A 15,723-nucleotide genomic window follows, 5' to 3' on the forward strand; every position below is an offset into this window, starting at 1 on the left:
AACCATCGATATACCATGATCTAAAGTGACGTTTTTGTCATCTTGCAAGAAGGAAGGTGCGACAACGATTCTCCATTCATTTGTTTAAGCTGCCTACGGGTCTAAAATAAGAAACAAGTAACAAACCGGCAGGCAGGAACAGGCCCATCGTTATGGTAAATGGAGGCCATATATTGGAAGCGAAATCTCGGAAATAGATGATGTTCGGGTAAACGAGGAAGGCGAGCGCAAACAGGAGAAGCGCGCTTGGCACGATGAACGGACGATAGGTACGCAAGCCCAGGATCTGCTGCAGTCCAATCAGAGAGCTGTAGAAGCAAATGACGAGCTTGAAATAGATAGTGACAAACCAAATGATCGCGACTAATACTTCAATCCGTTGAATGAATCCGCCAACATGGATTTTTTTCGCTAATGTGTAACTGGGGAACGTATGTCGAGAGGTGAAGTCCCAGCCTAGCACGAGGATACATAAAGCAGTAATGGTAAAAATAATAATTCCCCCCATAAAACCCGCTTGAATAAACCCTTTGCTCCTCTTCATTTTCGTGTAAATGGCCGGGTAGATCACCAGGAAGACCACCATTTCTAGATAGGGAATAGAAAGAACGGATAAGCTACCGTGAATAATGGCTTTCGTGCTCGCTTCCAGTATGGGGGGGACACGATCTATTTTAATTTGTGGGATCAGAAAGCCTACCAACACGCTAATACACAACAGAACCCAAGGAAGGAAGATCTCGCCAGCACGTGCAATCACTTCTAAGCCGAGCACAGCTCCGAGCATGATAATCAGCAGGAATACAAAGTGAATAACCTGAATAGGTGTCTCCGGCATGATGATGGTGGTAATAAAGTCGCCAACGTTGCGCAGTACCAAGGAGGCTGTGATTAGAATAAATAGATAGAAGAGGATGCTGATCCCTTTCCCTAACCATTTTCCTAGAATCAACTCGTTAAAGGCCATTAAAGTATCATTCGGATACCGATTACCTAGCGTAGCATAGAGGAATAGCGCTCCTCCCCCCATTGCGATACCCAGTGCGGCAGACAGCCACCCGTCTTGATGGGCAAAAGCCGTAAGAACTGATGGAACGATGATGATCGTACTTCCTAGACTGAAGAGAAGAACTAATATTTTAAATTGTCGCAGGCTGATTTTCTCATGTTTAAACATCGCGATCTCCTTTGACTTACAGCTACGTGAGCAGGGTTGTAATCATTTTCCCCATGGGTCTGAATAAGTAAGCAATCAGCTCTAATGGGTTAAGCAGGAGTAACTGTAAGCTTACAGCCACACTCACTAGGGCAGAGATGCTGATCGCTATGAGGAAGACCCAGAGTTCTTTGTACAGCTTCTCTTTTCGTAAACGAGGGACTTCAACCTTCAATGTCCATAGCGAGGCAAGAACAATCACAGCACTCCAGATCATACGTAATCACTCCATTTTATCAATAAAAGATTCTACAACCGAGCCTGTACGGCGGATTTTGGATTGCACGGTTACATCAACAGGAAGATGGACAAAGGCTTCGTCCCAGTTATCTTTCATAAGATGCCATTGCTCATAATTGGCACGATGAATGGCGGAGCCAAATCCGAAAATATCGGACTTGTAAGACTTCGCTTTGGTTATGGCGTCTAGAATCGTCCCTTTAATTTCTTCATTTAACTGTTCTTCAATGGCTTGTATCGTCTCGGTGGAATCCAAATTTAATGGACAAGCGATTTCTCCGATATTCGCCTCAACGCGTAAGTTGACGGAGATCCGAGGTTGGTTATCTACAAATCGAGCTCTTAGTTTGGCCCTCGTGCTCATCAGTTCTATGGATACATCACCTTTAGATTGTTGACAAGGAAGTGGAACAACGGTGCTTGTAATATTATTGATGGCATAGTTATAGCCTTTACTTTCTCTATCCGTTAACCATCCAACAAACTGATCATGATGGAAAACGCCAAGGCCTTTATATTCCAATGTTGCAGGAGGGAGAACAGAACTTAAATTCTCGTGGGACTTCGCTTTATTCACGTCCCCTTTAATATGAATACTCGAGAGGACGGGATCTTTGCCAGCATCCACTAAATCGAAAATAAGTTGATGCAAGTCAACATTTGTCGTAACTCCCCAATTTTTCTCGGATGAGATGAGCGAAGAATAGAGCTTATTCGCTGGAATTTTCTCAAGCGGTGTCAATACCTGTAAAACTTCATTGGCAGTTGCATCTCTAGCTAATAAAATATTAAAGTCTGAGCGCAGCTCGTGATCTCTGGACAAGAGATCGAGTATTTTGGCTATACCTTCTCTGGCTATGTCTTCTCCAATCACGAGAATCCGTAGATGGGAGGAAAGGATTTTGCGCGGTGAACTTGTTGTTAACTTGCGGAATGACTCGAAAATCGTTCTCCCGCTGCTTAGCTGAAGTGTCACTACGGGCATTCGTTGACTTCCGCCCTTCGATGACGTAATTTCATCGGTATTCAGTAGTTGAACCGAAATATTATAATGGTCCCCTTTTTTATCAATGCCAATAGCTGTCGCGATGGAAATTTGGTCAAGTTCTTTGCGATTCCAACACCCCGTTAAGAACATCAGGGAGAGGAAAAGCAGTGCGGCTCGTTTCATCATTTCGTATGGATCACCTTCCCCAGCTTGGGCTGATCTCGCTTAGGATTCTGGTTTCTGTGGGGGATTATAGGTCTGTTTCTGTCTATTGTTCGAACTAATGAAACTTGGACGCTTCAATAAAGCCCAGTGCGGGAAACGAATGACGTTATCCTTCTGATCTTCTACGTTATAAGGTGCGAAGGGTGCTAAGTATGGAGTACCAAAAGAACGCAGGCTGCATAAATGCAAAACCAGGGCAATAATACCGATAAGTATTCCATAAAGTCCTAGTGAAGCAGCAAGTATCATCAGGATGAAACGGATCATTCGAATGGAAATTCCCAGATTATAGGATGGGATAATGAAGGTAGAGATCGCTGTAATCGCGACGATAATGACCATGGCAGGCCCTACTAATCCAGCTTCTACAGCTGCTTGTCCAATGACTAGCGCACCAACAATGGAGACGGCTTGTCCAATGGTGCGTGGCATTCGGATGCCAGCTTCCCGTAGAATTTCAAACGTTACTTCCATCAACATGGCTTCAATAAATGCAGGAAAAGGAATTCCCTCCCGGTGTGCAGCAACATTAATGAGCAGTGTGGTCGGAATCATTTCTTGGTGAAAAGTCGTCACTGCTATATAAGCAGCAGGAGCCAGTAAGGCCATCATCAGCGATACATAACGGAGGATACGAATCAATGAGGAGATATCTGCCCGGTGGTAAGAATCCTCCGCTGCCTGCATAAAGTGCGTAAATACAGCAGGTACAATGAGGACAAAGGGTGTACCATCGACTAAGATGGCGATTCGTCCCTCAAGCAATGCTGCGGCAACCACGTCAGGCCGCTCTGTATTAAACACGGTAGGGAAGGGTGTATAAGCTTCATCTTGAATCAGTTCTTCGATGTATCCACTCTCAAGTATCCCATCAATATCAATACGTGCTAGACGGATACGTACTTCCTCTACCACTGAGTCATCTACAAGCCCCTTGATATACATCGTAGCCACATCAGTCTGGGTTACACGACCAATTTGTCGGGTCTCCATCCATAGACGGGGATCTTTGATTTTTCGGCGAATCAAGGCAGTGTTGGTGCGCAACGTCTCTGAAAATCCTTCACGCGGTCCCCTGACAACGGTTTGAGAGGAGGGTTCTGTGACTCCACGATCCTTCCATTCCCGTGTGCTCGCACAAATTCCTTCATTATAACCATCCACGAGTATGACCGTATCGCCAGATAAAACCATATGATAGAGCGTTTTAAAGTCAGATGTACCTGTGATCTCACCTGATTTCAATAAGTATTCTTTCAGGAGAGATAACGGTGGTAGGTCATCAAGTTGAGGTAGAAGGATGTCTCCGGATCGATAATCGATAAATAGGGAATCCAAAATGTCTTTGACATTTGCAAGTCCATCCATATAGACGATGGCAGCCTTGCAGGGTGGATTGGATGGAATGGTCATCCTTCGAATAACGAGATCCGTGCTATGCCCCAGTCCTTCTTGAATGGTGAGCAGGGTCTCTTCTAGATTATCTGGCATGGTGTGAATGAGATTGTCTTCACGGAGTGCAGCCGGATCCGGTTGGTATTTTTGTTTCAATAATTTTTGCATGAACGTAAAGATGGAGTTCTTCATGAAGCGTACCACCCTGATTTGTTTTTGTTACTATTGCCTAATGTTGGGTATTTCACTCATGTTTTTTCTTTTAAACCTCCAGATGTAGTAGAATAGAGCCACAGCAACAAGAAGGGGAGTCAAATCGTGACGACAAGAAGCTTTGATAATTATCAATTAAGTGAGGACATTACGCGCGCGCTAACCACGCTGGGTTACACACAGCCGACAGATGTGCAGCATAAGGTAATCCCGATCGCACTGCAAGAGCGTGACTTGACCGTGAAATCCCGTACGGGGAGCGGGAAAACAGCCGCATTCGGCATACCGATCTGCGAACTGGTGGAGTGGGAAGAGAACAGGCCGCAGGCACTCATCTTGACACCAACGCGGGAGCTTGCCGATCAAGTGAAGCAGGATATGACCAACATCGGGCGCTTTAAGCGGATTAAGGCGGTAGCCCTATACGGGAAGCAGCCTTTTGCCAAGCAGAAGATAGAGCTGCACCAGAAATGCCACGTGGTCGTAGGTACACCAGGCCGCGTGCTGGATCATATTCAGAAAGGGACGCTGGACGTCGAGCGATTGCGGTATTTGGTTATTGATGAAGCTGATGAAATGCTGCGGATGGGGTTTATAGAGCAAGTAGGTGCGATCATTGATGAGTTGCCAACGGATCGGATGACGATGCTCTTCTCAGCAACGTTGCCCAAAGATGTCGAGGCGTTATGCCATCAATACCTGCGGGAGCCGATCGATATCGAGATCGAGACGCCGGATGCCGCGAAGGTTCAGATCGAGCACTCTCTCATCATGGTGCGGGAGAACGAGAAGTGGCCATTGCTTCAGAATGTGCTGGTGATGGAGAATCCGGAGAACTGCATTATTTTCTGCCGGACACAAGAGCATGTTGATAAGCTCTTCACGCAGCTCGATCAGTTGGACTTTCCATGTGACAAAATCCACGGCGGCATGGCACAGGATGATCGGTTCCTCGTTATGAATGCGTTCAAGCGCGGAGAGTTCCGATTCCTGGTGGCCACGGATGTCGCGGCGCGTGGGATCGATGTGGAAGACATCACGCATGTCATCAACTATGACCTTCCGATGGAGAAGGAGAGTTACGTCCACCGGATCGGCCGGACAGGACGAGCTGGCAAGACAGGCAAGGCGATCACGTTCGTAACGCCGCACGAGGACAAGTTCCTTTCTTATATCGAAGGCTATCTAGGCTTCGAGATTCCGCGCCAGGATGCGCCTGATTCGGAGGAGGTTGCCGCGAAGCAGGCTGCCTTCGATCAGAAGATGCAGGCCACGCCTGTCATCAAGCGGGATCGCAGTGACCAGTTAAACAAGGGCATCATGAAGCTCTATTTTAACGGGGGCAAAAAGAAAAAGATTCGAGCCGTCGACTTCGTCGGCACCCTCGCCAAGATCGAAGGTGTCACCGTGGAGGATATCGGCATCATTACGATTCAAGATAATGTGTCGTATGTCGACATTTTGAATGGCAAAGGACCGATGGTGCTCAAGATCATGAGAAACACGACCATCAAGGGGAAATTGCTGAAGGTACATGAAGCGAATAAGTAAGATAGTGCTGACCAGGGAGCCGAGTGGCTCTCTGGTTTTTTTGCTGTGTAGCTGTAACGTTGATTTTCAACGTTACAGCGTTGAAAAGCGAGATCGAGAGGTGGATGTGCAGCTGTAACGCTGATTTTCACCGTTACAGCGTTGAAAAGCGAGATCGAGAGGTAGATGTGCGGCTGTAACGTTGATTTTCACCGTTACAGCGTTGAAAAGCGAGATCGAGAGGTGGATGTGGAGCTGTAACGTTGATTTTCACCGTTACAGCGTGGAAATGCGAGATCGAGAGGTGGATGTGTAGCTGTAACGCTGATTCTCACCGTTACAGCGTTGAAATGCGAGATCGAGAGGTGGATGTGGAGCTGTAGCGGTGATTTTCACCGTTACAGCGTGGAAATGCGAGATCCAGAGGTAGTTGTGTAGCTGCAACGTTGATTTTCACGCTTAACAAGCCATCCGCATGTTCCACTTTTAATAGAAAGGATCGCTGCAGGTTAAAATATTACTCGAAAGGGTCAAATCTGTGACTTATCCATGGGGCACACACAAGGTAGACTATAGAAAACACGACATGGGGTGAATTTCATGGCTAACCATATACAATCGCAAGCAGGCAGTATCCCTCAAACTAAAGTGAAGCCTAAGACATCCAAACAGCAAATTCGAGAAAATTTGGCCGGATATCTTTTTGTTAGTCCCATGATCCTCGGCTTATTCGTATTCACGTTATTTCCAATCATCGCATCCTTCTTTTTGAGTTTTACGGATTGGAACTTTGTTGCCGGTTTCTCGAAGGTGAAATTCCTAGGATTGGACAACTTTACCAAATTAATTCACGATAGTGTCTTCCTACTATCACTCAAAAACAATATGATTCTGTTGGTCGTAGTGCCGATAACCCTCATTGTTTCATTGGTTTTGGCGGTGCTGATTGATAAGCAAGTGTATTTCAAAGGCGTTTTCAAAGTCATTTACTTTATTCCTTACATTTCAAGTGTTGTTGCAGTAGCGATCGTATTTCAAGTACTCTTTCATCCTACGTACGGACCGATTAATCAAACGTTGATGGACTGGGGCTTTGTAAATCCGCCGAAATGGTTGGCCGATCCCGACTACGCTTTGTATTGTGTAATGGGACTTATGGTTTGGATCAACATCGGGTATAACATGATTATTTTCATGGCAGGATTGCAATCCATCCCTAAAGATCTATATGAAGCCGCTGATATTGATGGCGCATCGAAATTTAAGCAATTTTACAGCATCACCGTGCCTTTACTGTCACCAACTACATTCTTCTTGCTCGTATCCGGTATCATAGGAACATTTAAAGTGTTTGATGTCATCTCCGTTCTTACGAATGGTGGACCAGCGAATTCAACGAGTGTGGTTGTGTACCGCTTGTATGAAACAGCGTTCGTCAATCTGCAATCCGGCTATGCTTCTGCAATGGCGATTGTGCTTCTAGTACTCGTTCTTTTGATTACATTAATTCAGTGGTTCGGCCAACGTAAATGGGTCAACTATTAAACTAGAATGGAGGTTCCCACATGGATAACAAAAAAAGTCTCAAAAAGATTATTATAACGATTCTGATGGCCCTCTTCGGGATCCTGTTCATGACTCCCTTCCTTTGGATGATTTCCGCTTCCATGAAGCCCGAGTTGGACGTATTCGTCTTCCCGATCCAATGGATTCCGAAACATTTTAATCTGATTGAAAATTATAAAACGGTATGGACGACGAAATTCCCCTTATACTATTGGAATTCGATTAAGGTTTCTGTGATCACAACAGCATTATCCGTTCTGTTCTCATCCATGGCGGCTTATGCCTTCTCCAAAATTAAGTTCCGTGGTTCAACTGTTCTCTTTGTTCTCGTTCTTGCTATCTATATGATTCCAAGTCAGGCGATTCTGGTGCCGCAATTCCTTCTGCTTCGTTCGATGCACCTGTACGATACACATCTAGGGCTTATTCTTTTAGGGTCTTTCAGCGTACTGGGAACATTCATGCTGCGTCAGTTCTACCTTGGTATCCATGATGAGTATATGGAGTCTGCTAGGATTGATGGCGCTGGCCATGCACGCATTTTCTGGACGATCTGTACACCGCTTGTGCGTCCTGCGATTGCAACATATGCGATCCTGCGCTTTATCTGGACCTGGAATGATTACCAGAATCCGCTTATTTTCTTAAGAGACAAGTCGCTGTTCACACTTCCGTTAGGGATTCATTCCTTTGCAGATTTAAATGGTGAGTTCTACTCCCTAATCATGGCGGCTTCCGTTTCTGCGATCTTGCCTTTGTTGATCATCTTCATCATTGGACAGAAGCAAGTTATCGAAGGGATCTCCATGGGTGGGGTGAAAGGTTAAACGTCAAGTCACTTACAAGCAAGATGTCAAAATAAGAGTGCATGAGGTTAAAATATTGCCTCGTGTGCTCGAATGAAGTTTGTTACGATTCGTGATGTAAAGGTTTTCAGTTAAACGCAACATATACAACTATCTTCTTGGAGGGGTTCATATGAAAAAGAGTTTACTCGTATTAAGCGGTGTTCTAGCTATCAGTGCTGCACTTGCAGGTTGTGGAAGTAAAAGCGAAGATAAACCAGCAGAAACGTCTGGTGGTGCAGCAACTTCGGGAACAAAAGCACCTGTTACGATTAAAGTGCAAGGTTGGTACACAGAAGCACAAGGGAACTGGAACAAAACAGTTGAAGCTTACAATGCAACTCACCCAAACGTTAAAGTCGTTTATGAAAGCATGTCCGAGAAAGGTGATTCCCAAGAAGGCATGAAAAAGCTTGATCTACTAGCAGCTTCCGGCGAGCAAATGGACGTTGTGATGTACTCCAGTGCTTCTGACTTCGCACAACGTGTAGGTGCAGGGATTCTTGAGCCACTAGATGAGTATTTGAAAAAAGACAACATCGTTGTAAAAGACGAGTACAAACTTGATCCGATCGTTAACGGCAAATACTATGCGTTGCCTGGTAAAATGATTGAATGGTTCGTTCTTTTGAACAAGGATAAATTAGATGCTGCTAAACTTCCAGTTCCGACAGAATGGACTTGGAATGATTATGCAGAATACGCTAAGAAAATGACTTCGGGTGAAGGCGCAGCGAAACAATACGGTTCTTATTTCCATAACTGGAAAGACTACGCACTTCTTGCTTTGAACAACAATATGGATAATCCTTACCTTGTGAAATCAGACGGTACAGAGAACATTGATAACCCGCAAGTTCGTTTCTCCTTGAACCTACGTAATCAAATGGAAAACGTAGATAAATCGTCCGTTCCTTACTTCGAAGTTGTTTCCCAAAAGATGGCTTACCGTGACGTATTCTACGCAGGTAAAACAGCGATGCTAGCAACCGGTAACTGGATGGTTGGTGAGCTTGCACTAAATGCTAAGTTCAACACAGTATTTGCTCCATATCCGAAATATGATGCAAAAGATACAAATGGTTTGACTGAAGTAGGTGCTGACTTCATGGGTGTAGCTGCAAACTCCAAGAACAAACAAGCTGCTTATGACTTCGTGAAATGGTACACAACAGAAGGTATTCAAACACAAGGTCTGTTCTTCTCCGGTTGGAAAAAAGCGGATATTAACAAAAACGTAGAAGCAATCCTTGCAAGCGGTAAGCCAGATCAAGTTAAGTTCATCGACAAAACTTCCTTGCTGTCTACTTTAAAAGTGAACAAATCTACAAAATTGGTTGTTCCTCCAACTTACGCGTTGCAACAAGAGAAAGAATACACAACGCAAGTTGAATTGTTCTTAACGGGCAAGCAAGATCTAGAGAAAACAATTGCAACATCGAAAGCAAAAATTGAAGAAATCAGAAAAAGTAATGCTAAGTAATCAGTAACGATTCGGCTAGCTTTACTGGTATAATGTGTATAGGAAGCAAGAGGAGGCCATAGGCCCCTCTTTTTTCCCATTTTATTGGGGAAGGCGGGAAACGTTAGTGCTGCAATGGTTTCGCACATTATCTCTTCGTAATAAATTAGTACTAACGATTCTAATTTGTCTGGTGTTACCGTCTATCGTATCCATGTACGTGTCGAATTTGTTTACACGGGATGCGGTTCGAACGCAAGTGGCAGACAATGCAAGGCAATCGATGCGGATTGCCAGTCAAATTGTTAATGGTCAAATGAAGAATATGTTACATATGATGAATTTCATTCAGTTTGATGTGGATATTCGGGAACCTATATTGAACTTAAGTCACGCCGATGATAAAACTCCCATTGGAGACCTTTATATCAGTAAGACAACGATAGATAATCGGATCGCTACGTTCATTGGTCCGCTGGAAAATTTAGTTGTTACATTGCTTCTCCCGAATGGGCAGTATTATGCGACCTACATGACGACGAATTTTGATCCGAAGTCCTTTTTTGAGAAGGCGTGGATGCAGGATATCATGCAGTCAGGCGGATATAGTGCGAAGTGGATTGGGGCTGAGCCCAATTACAGTCAGCAGTCCTCACAATCCTATTTATTAGAAGCTGTGAAGCCACTTCGTCTCAATGGTGCTACTTACGGGTATGTGATTGTTGGTCTTGAAACGAGTGTTCTGCAGAAATTATTTGCGCAATATGAAGATAATGAATCTATGGTTATCATTGATACACAAGGAAAAATTCTGGTAGATAAGGATTTAAGTCGGATTGGTAAGCCTTTTGCCTATTATGATCAACTTCCTACGGAAGAAGGCTCGTCCTTTGTGAAGGTAGCTGGTGAAGAATATATCATGCAGAGTGCCCAAGTCACGCCGGAATGGAAACTCGTCAATATGACGCCGTATAAATCGGCTGCTCAGCAAATCCAGTCTTTTCGAAAAACGGATTTCGGTATCCAATTAATGTTTCTTATTTTGTTCGCAATTGTACTACTCTATGTGGTACGTACATTGACGAAGCCGATCGCGAAGCTTGTCCAAACGGTAGTGCGAATCGAGTCTGGTCAATTGAGTGAACGTTCTAACATTAACGGCGGGGATGAAGTGGGTCGGCTGGGCTATGTGTTTGATCGTATGATCGATCGGATCGAGTTGACGCTTTTCGAGAATAAACGAGAGCAAGAACTTAAGCGTAAGGCAGAGCTAGCGATGCTGCAGGCCCAGATTAATCCGCATTTTCTTTTTAATGTATTGAACTCGATTCGGTTGAAAATCATGATGAAAGGCGACGAAGAGAACGCTGAATTGATCAGCTCATTGTCTGCCCTTTTGCGGATGACCATCAATCGCAATAACGAATACATCACGCTCCATGAAGAGATTGGGATTAACGAGCACTATGTTCGTTTATTGAATTCGAGGCATGGCGATCGAGTTGTCCTGCGCGTATCCGCGGCTTCTGACACGCTGCTTATTCAGATTCCGCGTTTCCTGCTGCAGCCACTCATTGAGAATGCGTATATTCACGGTCTCAAAAGTAAAGCAGGTGAAATCACGATTGTTTCTCGCCTTGCTGAGGATGGCAGATTGCAGGTGGAGATTCAGGATTCGGGAGTTGGCATGACACCAGAGCGGTTGTTAGAGCTTCGCTCTCATTTGGAAGCTACACCGATTAAGCCTGTAACGGAGGAAAAGAGCAGTCCTTCTCTATCGGGGATCGGGTTACATAATGTGTTTGAACGACTTCGGATGATTTATGGTCATCAATTCGATTATGATATTGAAAGCAGTTTGGGAGAGGGCACTCAAATTATTCTGCGTTTTCCACAGCAACCTGAGAAAGAGGTGTGACCTATGTACACCGTCATGATTGTAGATGATGATATCCCCGTTCTTGAATTTCTGGAGACCACGATTCAGTGGGAAGCCCTTGGTTACCAATTGACTGGCGTGTATGCGAACCCGTTGGATGCACAGAAGGCAGGCAAGCATGCCAAAATAGATGTATTGATCAGCGATATTGGGATGCCTGACATCAATGGGCTGGAGTTGATCAAGTCCCTCCGTGAGGACGATCCGAATCTGAAGGCAGTGATCCTCTCCTGTCATGATGAATTCCATTATGCGCAGGCGGCTGTTAAGCTTTCGGTGAGTGAATACATCTTGAAGGAAACGATGAACGTCAGCAATATCACGGAAGTGTTGACCAGGCTCAAGGAGCAATTGGATGCGGAGGATCGGCAACAATCGAAGAGTCGCAAGCTCGAGAAAGAGGTCTCACAGCAACGCGGCGCGTTGAAGCGCCAGTTCATCCGAAGTACGGTGAATGAGCCTTTATTTGATGCGGCGGACTGGAGCGCCAAAGCGGCTGACTTCGGCATTCAGCTGAATAAACATGCTGTCTTGCCTGTATTCGGTTATGCCAATCGGGTGAAAGAGGCGAACAGTCGATTCCAGTCGACAGATTTATTCGAGTATACGATTCAAAATATTGTGGAAGAGCTGCTCGTGGATCAAAAGGAAGTGACCTTATTCACCTACAATACAGGGGAAATTGTGTTGTTATTCCCGCATTTCTCGGAGCTGCATGTGAATAACAGCCAAAAGATGGAGCAAACGCTGCGACAGCTGCAGGCTTGCTTGCAGAAGTATGCGAAAATCTCATTTTCGTTCATGACAGGAACGCCAGTGAAAGATGTTCGGGCATTGAAGGATCAACTGATCCGCATGATAGAGGCTAGAGCGATTCGCTTCTATATGCCGGAGTCTTCAATCAGCAAGCTCGATCATTTGCGGGAAGGATTCGGGGATGGAGGAGAGCTGCTCGCTCAGTATGCACAGGCGTTGGATGAATTCCGCGGTGTCGTGTTCGATGAGCGTGCAGAAGGGGTTGATGCATTCGTCTCGAAGTGGGTCGATTTCATCCAGTACAATCGGTTCCGCCCCCTTGAGGTGAAGGATTGGCTGCTCAAAATGATCCTCGACGTGCGCATGCGGCTGAAGTCGCTGCAGCACTATCAATCGACGTTCTCTTCCGAGTTGATTCATCACGATGTACACGAGTTATCTTCCATCCGCGAAATGGAGCTATGGCTGAAGGATTATTTGCAGCAAGCCATCGAGTGGGCTGGACAAGTGTATCGGGAGTCGCATAATCGTGAGATTCTGGAATGTCAGCGGTTCGTCTACAACCATCTCGATACGAAAATATCACTGGAAGACGCTGCCGCGCATCTCCATCTGCACCCGAGCTACTTAAGTCGCTTGTTCAAGCGGGAGACGGGCGAGAACTTCATCGAGTACGTGACGCGGATGAAGATGGAGAAAGCGAAGGAACTGCTAGAGATCACGGACAAAAGCGTGGAACAAATCTCGGACATGCTCGGCTACGAGAACAAGAACTACTTCGGTAAGCTGTTCAAGGCGCATACGGGCTTCGTGCCGAATGCTTATCGAGGGCAGACGAAGGGGAGTTAAGTGGCTGTCAGGCTCGCTACGATCAGCAATAGTAACACTGAAAACTGCAGATATGCAGTTTTCAGTGTTTTTTGTGCTAGCGGCACCCTTGGCTGGCTGCCGTTACAGTTGCAAGGCAGAAGCGAAGTGCATCAGAGCGCAGGCTCCACTGCAGTTCCAGCGTAGAAGTAGACTTCTGCGCCCACCCCCGTCTCACGCTGACTCCCACTTCAATTCTGACTCTAACTCTCGGCAAAAATGCGAAAAGGTATCTATTATCTCAAAAACCGAGCAAATATAGGGAATTGATGCAAAAAGGCAACCTTTTTCGCTTCTAAAGCCGATTCGACCCTATTTCAGCCAAAATAAGTGCCTTTTCGCATTTTTGCCCATTGAAATCAATTGGAAAGCAATAAATATGTGCCTATTTGAATCTTTGGTTGGAGTTGGGGTGGCTGGATCTGATGTTGAAGAGTAGTAGCGAGTGAGAAATGAGTAATGTGGAATGGGTTGGAGTAGAGTGTGAATGAGAAGGGGAGAGTAAAAGTGTGAAAAGAAGAGAGTAGTAGTGAGAGAATAATGAGTAAAGTGGATGGGGAAGTAAGAGTAGATGTGGTAATAGAGAGTAGTGCACCGAAAGAGGGCACGGTGATGGCCCCCCTGTGTCACTTTGGCAACTGAGTATCCGAACTGGAATCGTAGGCATTGAGAATGGAGTGAAGCAGACCAGGGAATTTTTCATCTAAGTCATTTTTGCGTAATGACAAGAAGCGTTGTGTTCCTTGCACGCGGACGTTGACAACCCCAGCTTCACGCATCGTGCGGACATGATGAGACATTGTTGATTTCACGACACTAACCTCAATGCCACCACATGTACACTCCCCTAGTTTGTGGAGCTCTGAGACGATAGATAATCGGATGGGATCGCTTAACGCATAGAGGACGGATGAGAGATGCATATCCGCTTTGTCTGGGTGAAATAGTACTTTTATGATGTTTCCTCCTTGTTAAAGCTTAGTGATTGCATTTTACCATATTGCATGCTATATTTCTATTGTTCGATAACAATCGAACTAAATAACCTCATACTTAGAATTCGTAACACACGTTAGTAGCTAACGATATAGAAAAATATGGAGTGGAGGAAAGACGATGACGAAAACCAATCAAGAGACGCACTCTGCCGAGGCATTGTTTAAACCTTTTACAAATGAAAATCTTAACTTAGCGAATCGAATCGTGATGGCACCGATGACGCGAGCCTTCTCGCCAGGAGCTGTTCCTGGGCAGGATGTGGTGGATTATTATCGTCGCCGCGCGGAGAATGGTGTTGGCCTTATAATTACTGAAGGTACGTTGATCAATCATCCAGCCGCAACGGATAATCCCAATATCCCTAACATTCATGGCGAGGAAGCACTGGCAGGTTGGAAACGCGTCGTTGACGCTGTCCATGAAGCTGGTGGACGCATTGTACCGCAGCTATGGCATGTCGGAATGACTCGTAAGAATGGTTCGCTTCCTCATCCAGAAGCGCCTTCGATTGGACCATCTGGTCTCACGTTAACAGGTGAGAAAGTGAATGAACCCATGACGCAAGCGGAGATCGATCAAGTCGTTCAAGCTTTTGCGCAAGCGGCCGCAGATGCGAAGCGGATTGGTTTTGATGGCATTGAGATCCATGGTGCTCATGGTTACTTGATTGATCAGTTCCTATGGGAGAGAACGAATCACCGCACGGATAAGTACGGTGGCAGTATGTTGGAGCGCACACGATTTGCCGTTGAAATCATTGAAGCTTGCCGCCGCGCAGTAGGGCCGGATTTCCCAATTATCATTAGGCTGTCGCAATGGAAATCGGCCGAATATACAGCTAAGCTTGCCGATACGCCTGAGCTGCTTGGTGAATTACTTGCACCACTCGTCGAGGCTGGCGTAGATATATTCCACTGCTCCACTCGCAGGTTCTGGGAACCCGAGTTCGAAGGATCTACACTGAATTTTGCCGGATGGGTGAAAAAATTAACAGGCAAACCTACAATTACCGTGGGATCCGTTGGTTTAGATGATGAGTTCATGGGCTCTTTCAGAGGGAAGAGCGCAGGTACGGCTGATATCAACGAACTGCTTGTTCGTCTTGAGCAGAACGAATTCGATCTCGTTGCTATTGGACGGGCGCTGTTGGTTGACCCTGCTTGGGCTGACAAAGTTCGTGGCGGTCGGTTTGACGAATTGCTGCCATTCACCGCTGATGCTCTACAACGTTTATATTAAGCCGTCAGACTCGTGGAACGCGCTGTCTGGCTATAAGGAAACAAGGCAACCGGATGATCCGGCTGCCTTGTTTTTTTGCGCTTCGTCCGTGTAAACGCCTCCCGCATCGGAATAACTGGAAAATCTCCATCTAATTTTGTGATTTTCGAGGTATTTGTTGAAATAACTGGAAAAAATGCAGCTAAATTTGCCCATTCTCGCCATTTTCATGGGATAGCGATGAATTACCTGTACTTTTTCCAT

12 protein-coding genes are annotated in these 15,723 nt (G+C 45.5%); 7 read left to right on the forward strand and 5 right to left on the reverse strand.

The features are described 5' to 3' along the window. Positions 1-76 precede the first annotated feature (76 nt). Genes A8708_RS27930 through A8708_RS27945 form a run of 4 tightly spaced genes read right to left on the reverse strand, consistent with a single transcriptional unit; the run spans position 77 to position 4,256 of the window. Entirely contained in the window at positions 77-1,177 is a 1,101-nt protein-coding gene (locus A8708_RS27930) for a GerAB/ArcD/ProY family transporter (RefSeq protein WP_068669168.1), read from the reverse strand. 22 nt (positions 1,178-1,199) lie between these two features. Beyond that, on the reverse strand, positions 1,200-1,433 hold the full coding sequence (locus A8708_RS27935) for a hypothetical protein (protein WP_068669170.1): 234 nt from the start codon (positions 1,431-1,433) through the stop codon (positions 1,200-1,202). 6 nt (positions 1,434-1,439) lie between these two features. Further along, positions 1,440-2,630 carry a Ger(x)C family spore germination protein gene (locus A8708_RS27940; protein ID WP_068669172.1) on the reverse strand — a complete coding sequence of 397 codons (1,191 nt, stop codon included), beginning with the start codon at positions 2,628-2,630 and terminating at the stop codon, positions 1,440-1,442. Between the two features lie 39 nt (positions 2,631-2,669). Then, on the reverse strand, positions 2,670-4,256 hold the full coding sequence (locus A8708_RS27945; protein ID WP_420848630.1) for a spore germination protein: 1,587 nt from the start codon (positions 4,254-4,256) through the stop codon (positions 2,670-2,672). A 126-nt stretch (positions 4,257-4,382) separates the two neighbouring features. Between A8708_RS27945 and A8708_RS27950 the strand changes: the two genes are divergently transcribed. From A8708_RS27950 to A8708_RS27975, 6 genes are all read left to right on the forward strand, one after another. Further along, positions 4,383-5,828: a DEAD/DEAH box helicase gene (locus A8708_RS27950; protein WP_068669174.1), complete on the forward strand. Its 1,446-nt coding sequence runs from the start codon at positions 4,383-4,385 to the stop codon at positions 5,826-5,828. 579 nt (positions 5,829-6,407) lie between these two features. Further along, positions 6,408-7,352 carry a carbohydrate ABC transporter permease gene (locus A8708_RS27955; RefSeq protein ID WP_068669176.1) on the forward strand — a complete coding sequence of 315 codons (945 nt, stop codon included), beginning with the start codon at positions 6,408-6,410 and terminating at the stop codon, positions 7,350-7,352. Positions 7,353-7,372: 20 nt separating this feature from the next. Continuing rightward, complete coding sequence (locus A8708_RS27960; protein ID WP_068669178.1) at positions 7,373-8,200, forward strand: carbohydrate ABC transporter permease; 828 nt, start codon at positions 7,373-7,375, stop codon at positions 8,198-8,200. A 151-nt stretch (positions 8,201-8,351) separates the two neighbouring features. Beyond that, positions 8,352-9,701 carry an ABC transporter substrate-binding protein gene (locus A8708_RS27965; RefSeq protein ID WP_068669180.1) on the forward strand — a complete coding sequence of 450 codons (1,350 nt, stop codon included), beginning with the start codon at positions 8,352-8,354 and terminating at the stop codon, positions 9,699-9,701. A gap of 106 nt (positions 9,702-9,807) precedes the next feature. Further along, positions 9,808-11,598: a cache domain-containing sensor histidine kinase gene (locus tag A8708_RS27970; RefSeq protein ID WP_068669183.1), complete on the forward strand. Its 1,791-nt coding sequence runs from the start codon at positions 9,808-9,810 to the stop codon at positions 11,596-11,598. A 3-nt stretch (positions 11,599-11,601) separates the two neighbouring features. Further along, positions 11,602-13,224 (forward strand): helix-turn-helix domain-containing protein, encoded by a 1,623-nt coding sequence (locus A8708_RS27975; RefSeq protein WP_068669185.1) that lies wholly within the window; start codon positions 11,602-11,604, stop codon positions 13,222-13,224. 644 nt (positions 13,225-13,868) lie between these two features. Here the strand turns inward: A8708_RS27975 and A8708_RS27980 are convergent. Further along, complete coding sequence (locus A8708_RS27980; protein WP_338044247.1) at positions 13,869-14,165, reverse strand: ArsR/SmtB family transcription factor; 297 nt, start codon at positions 14,163-14,165, stop codon at positions 13,869-13,871. 193 nt (positions 14,166-14,358) lie between these two features. Here A8708_RS27980 and A8708_RS27985 point away from each other — a divergent pair, with 193 nt between their 5' ends. After that, complete coding sequence (locus A8708_RS27985; RefSeq protein ID WP_068669189.1) at positions 14,359-15,480, forward strand: NADH:flavin oxidoreductase; 1,122 nt, start codon at positions 14,359-14,361, stop codon at positions 15,478-15,480. Positions 15,481-15,723 lie beyond the last annotated feature (243 nt).

The organism is Paenibacillus oryzisoli, from assembly GCF_001653565.1.
Lineage (GTDB): Bacteria > Bacillota > Bacilli > Paenibacillales > NBRC-103111 > Paenibacillus_E > Paenibacillus_E oryzisoli.

Bases quoted from the DNA above. Each gene is read 5' to 3' on its own strand.
- A8708_RS27930 (WP_068669168.1), bottom strand. From the start codon at position 1,177: ATGTTTAAACATGAGAAAATCAGCCTGCGACAATTTAAAATATTAGTT.
- A8708_RS27935 (WP_068669170.1), bottom strand. From the start codon at position 1,433: ATGATCTGGAGTGCTGTGATTGTTCTTGCCTCGCTATGGACATTGAAG.
- A8708_RS27940 (WP_068669172.1), bottom strand. From the start codon at position 2,630: ATGATGAAACGAGCCGCACTGCTTTTCCTCTCCCTGATGTTCTTAACG.
- A8708_RS27945 (WP_420848630.1), bottom strand. From the start codon at position 4,256: ATGAAGAACTCCATCTTTACGTTCATGCAAAAATTATTGAAACAAAAA.
- A8708_RS27955 (WP_068669176.1), top strand. From the start codon at position 6,408: ATGGCTAACCATATACAATCGCAAGCAGGCAGTATCCCTCAAACTAAA.
- A8708_RS27960 (WP_068669178.1), top strand. From the start codon at position 7,373: ATGGATAACAAAAAAAGTCTCAAAAAGATTATTATAACGATTCTGATG.
- A8708_RS27965 (WP_068669180.1), top strand. From the start codon at position 8,352: ATGAAAAAGAGTTTACTCGTATTAAGCGGTGTTCTAGCTATCAGTGCT.
- A8708_RS27975 (WP_068669185.1), top strand. From the start codon at position 11,602: ATGTACACCGTCATGATTGTAGATGATGATATCCCCGTTCTTGAATTT.
- A8708_RS27980 (WP_338044247.1), bottom strand. From the start codon at position 14,165: ATGCATCTCTCATCCGTCCTCTATGCGTTAAGCGATCCCATCCGATTA.
- A8708_RS27985 (WP_068669189.1), top strand. From the start codon at position 14,359: ATGACGAAAACCAATCAAGAGACGCACTCTGCCGAGGCATTGTTTAAA.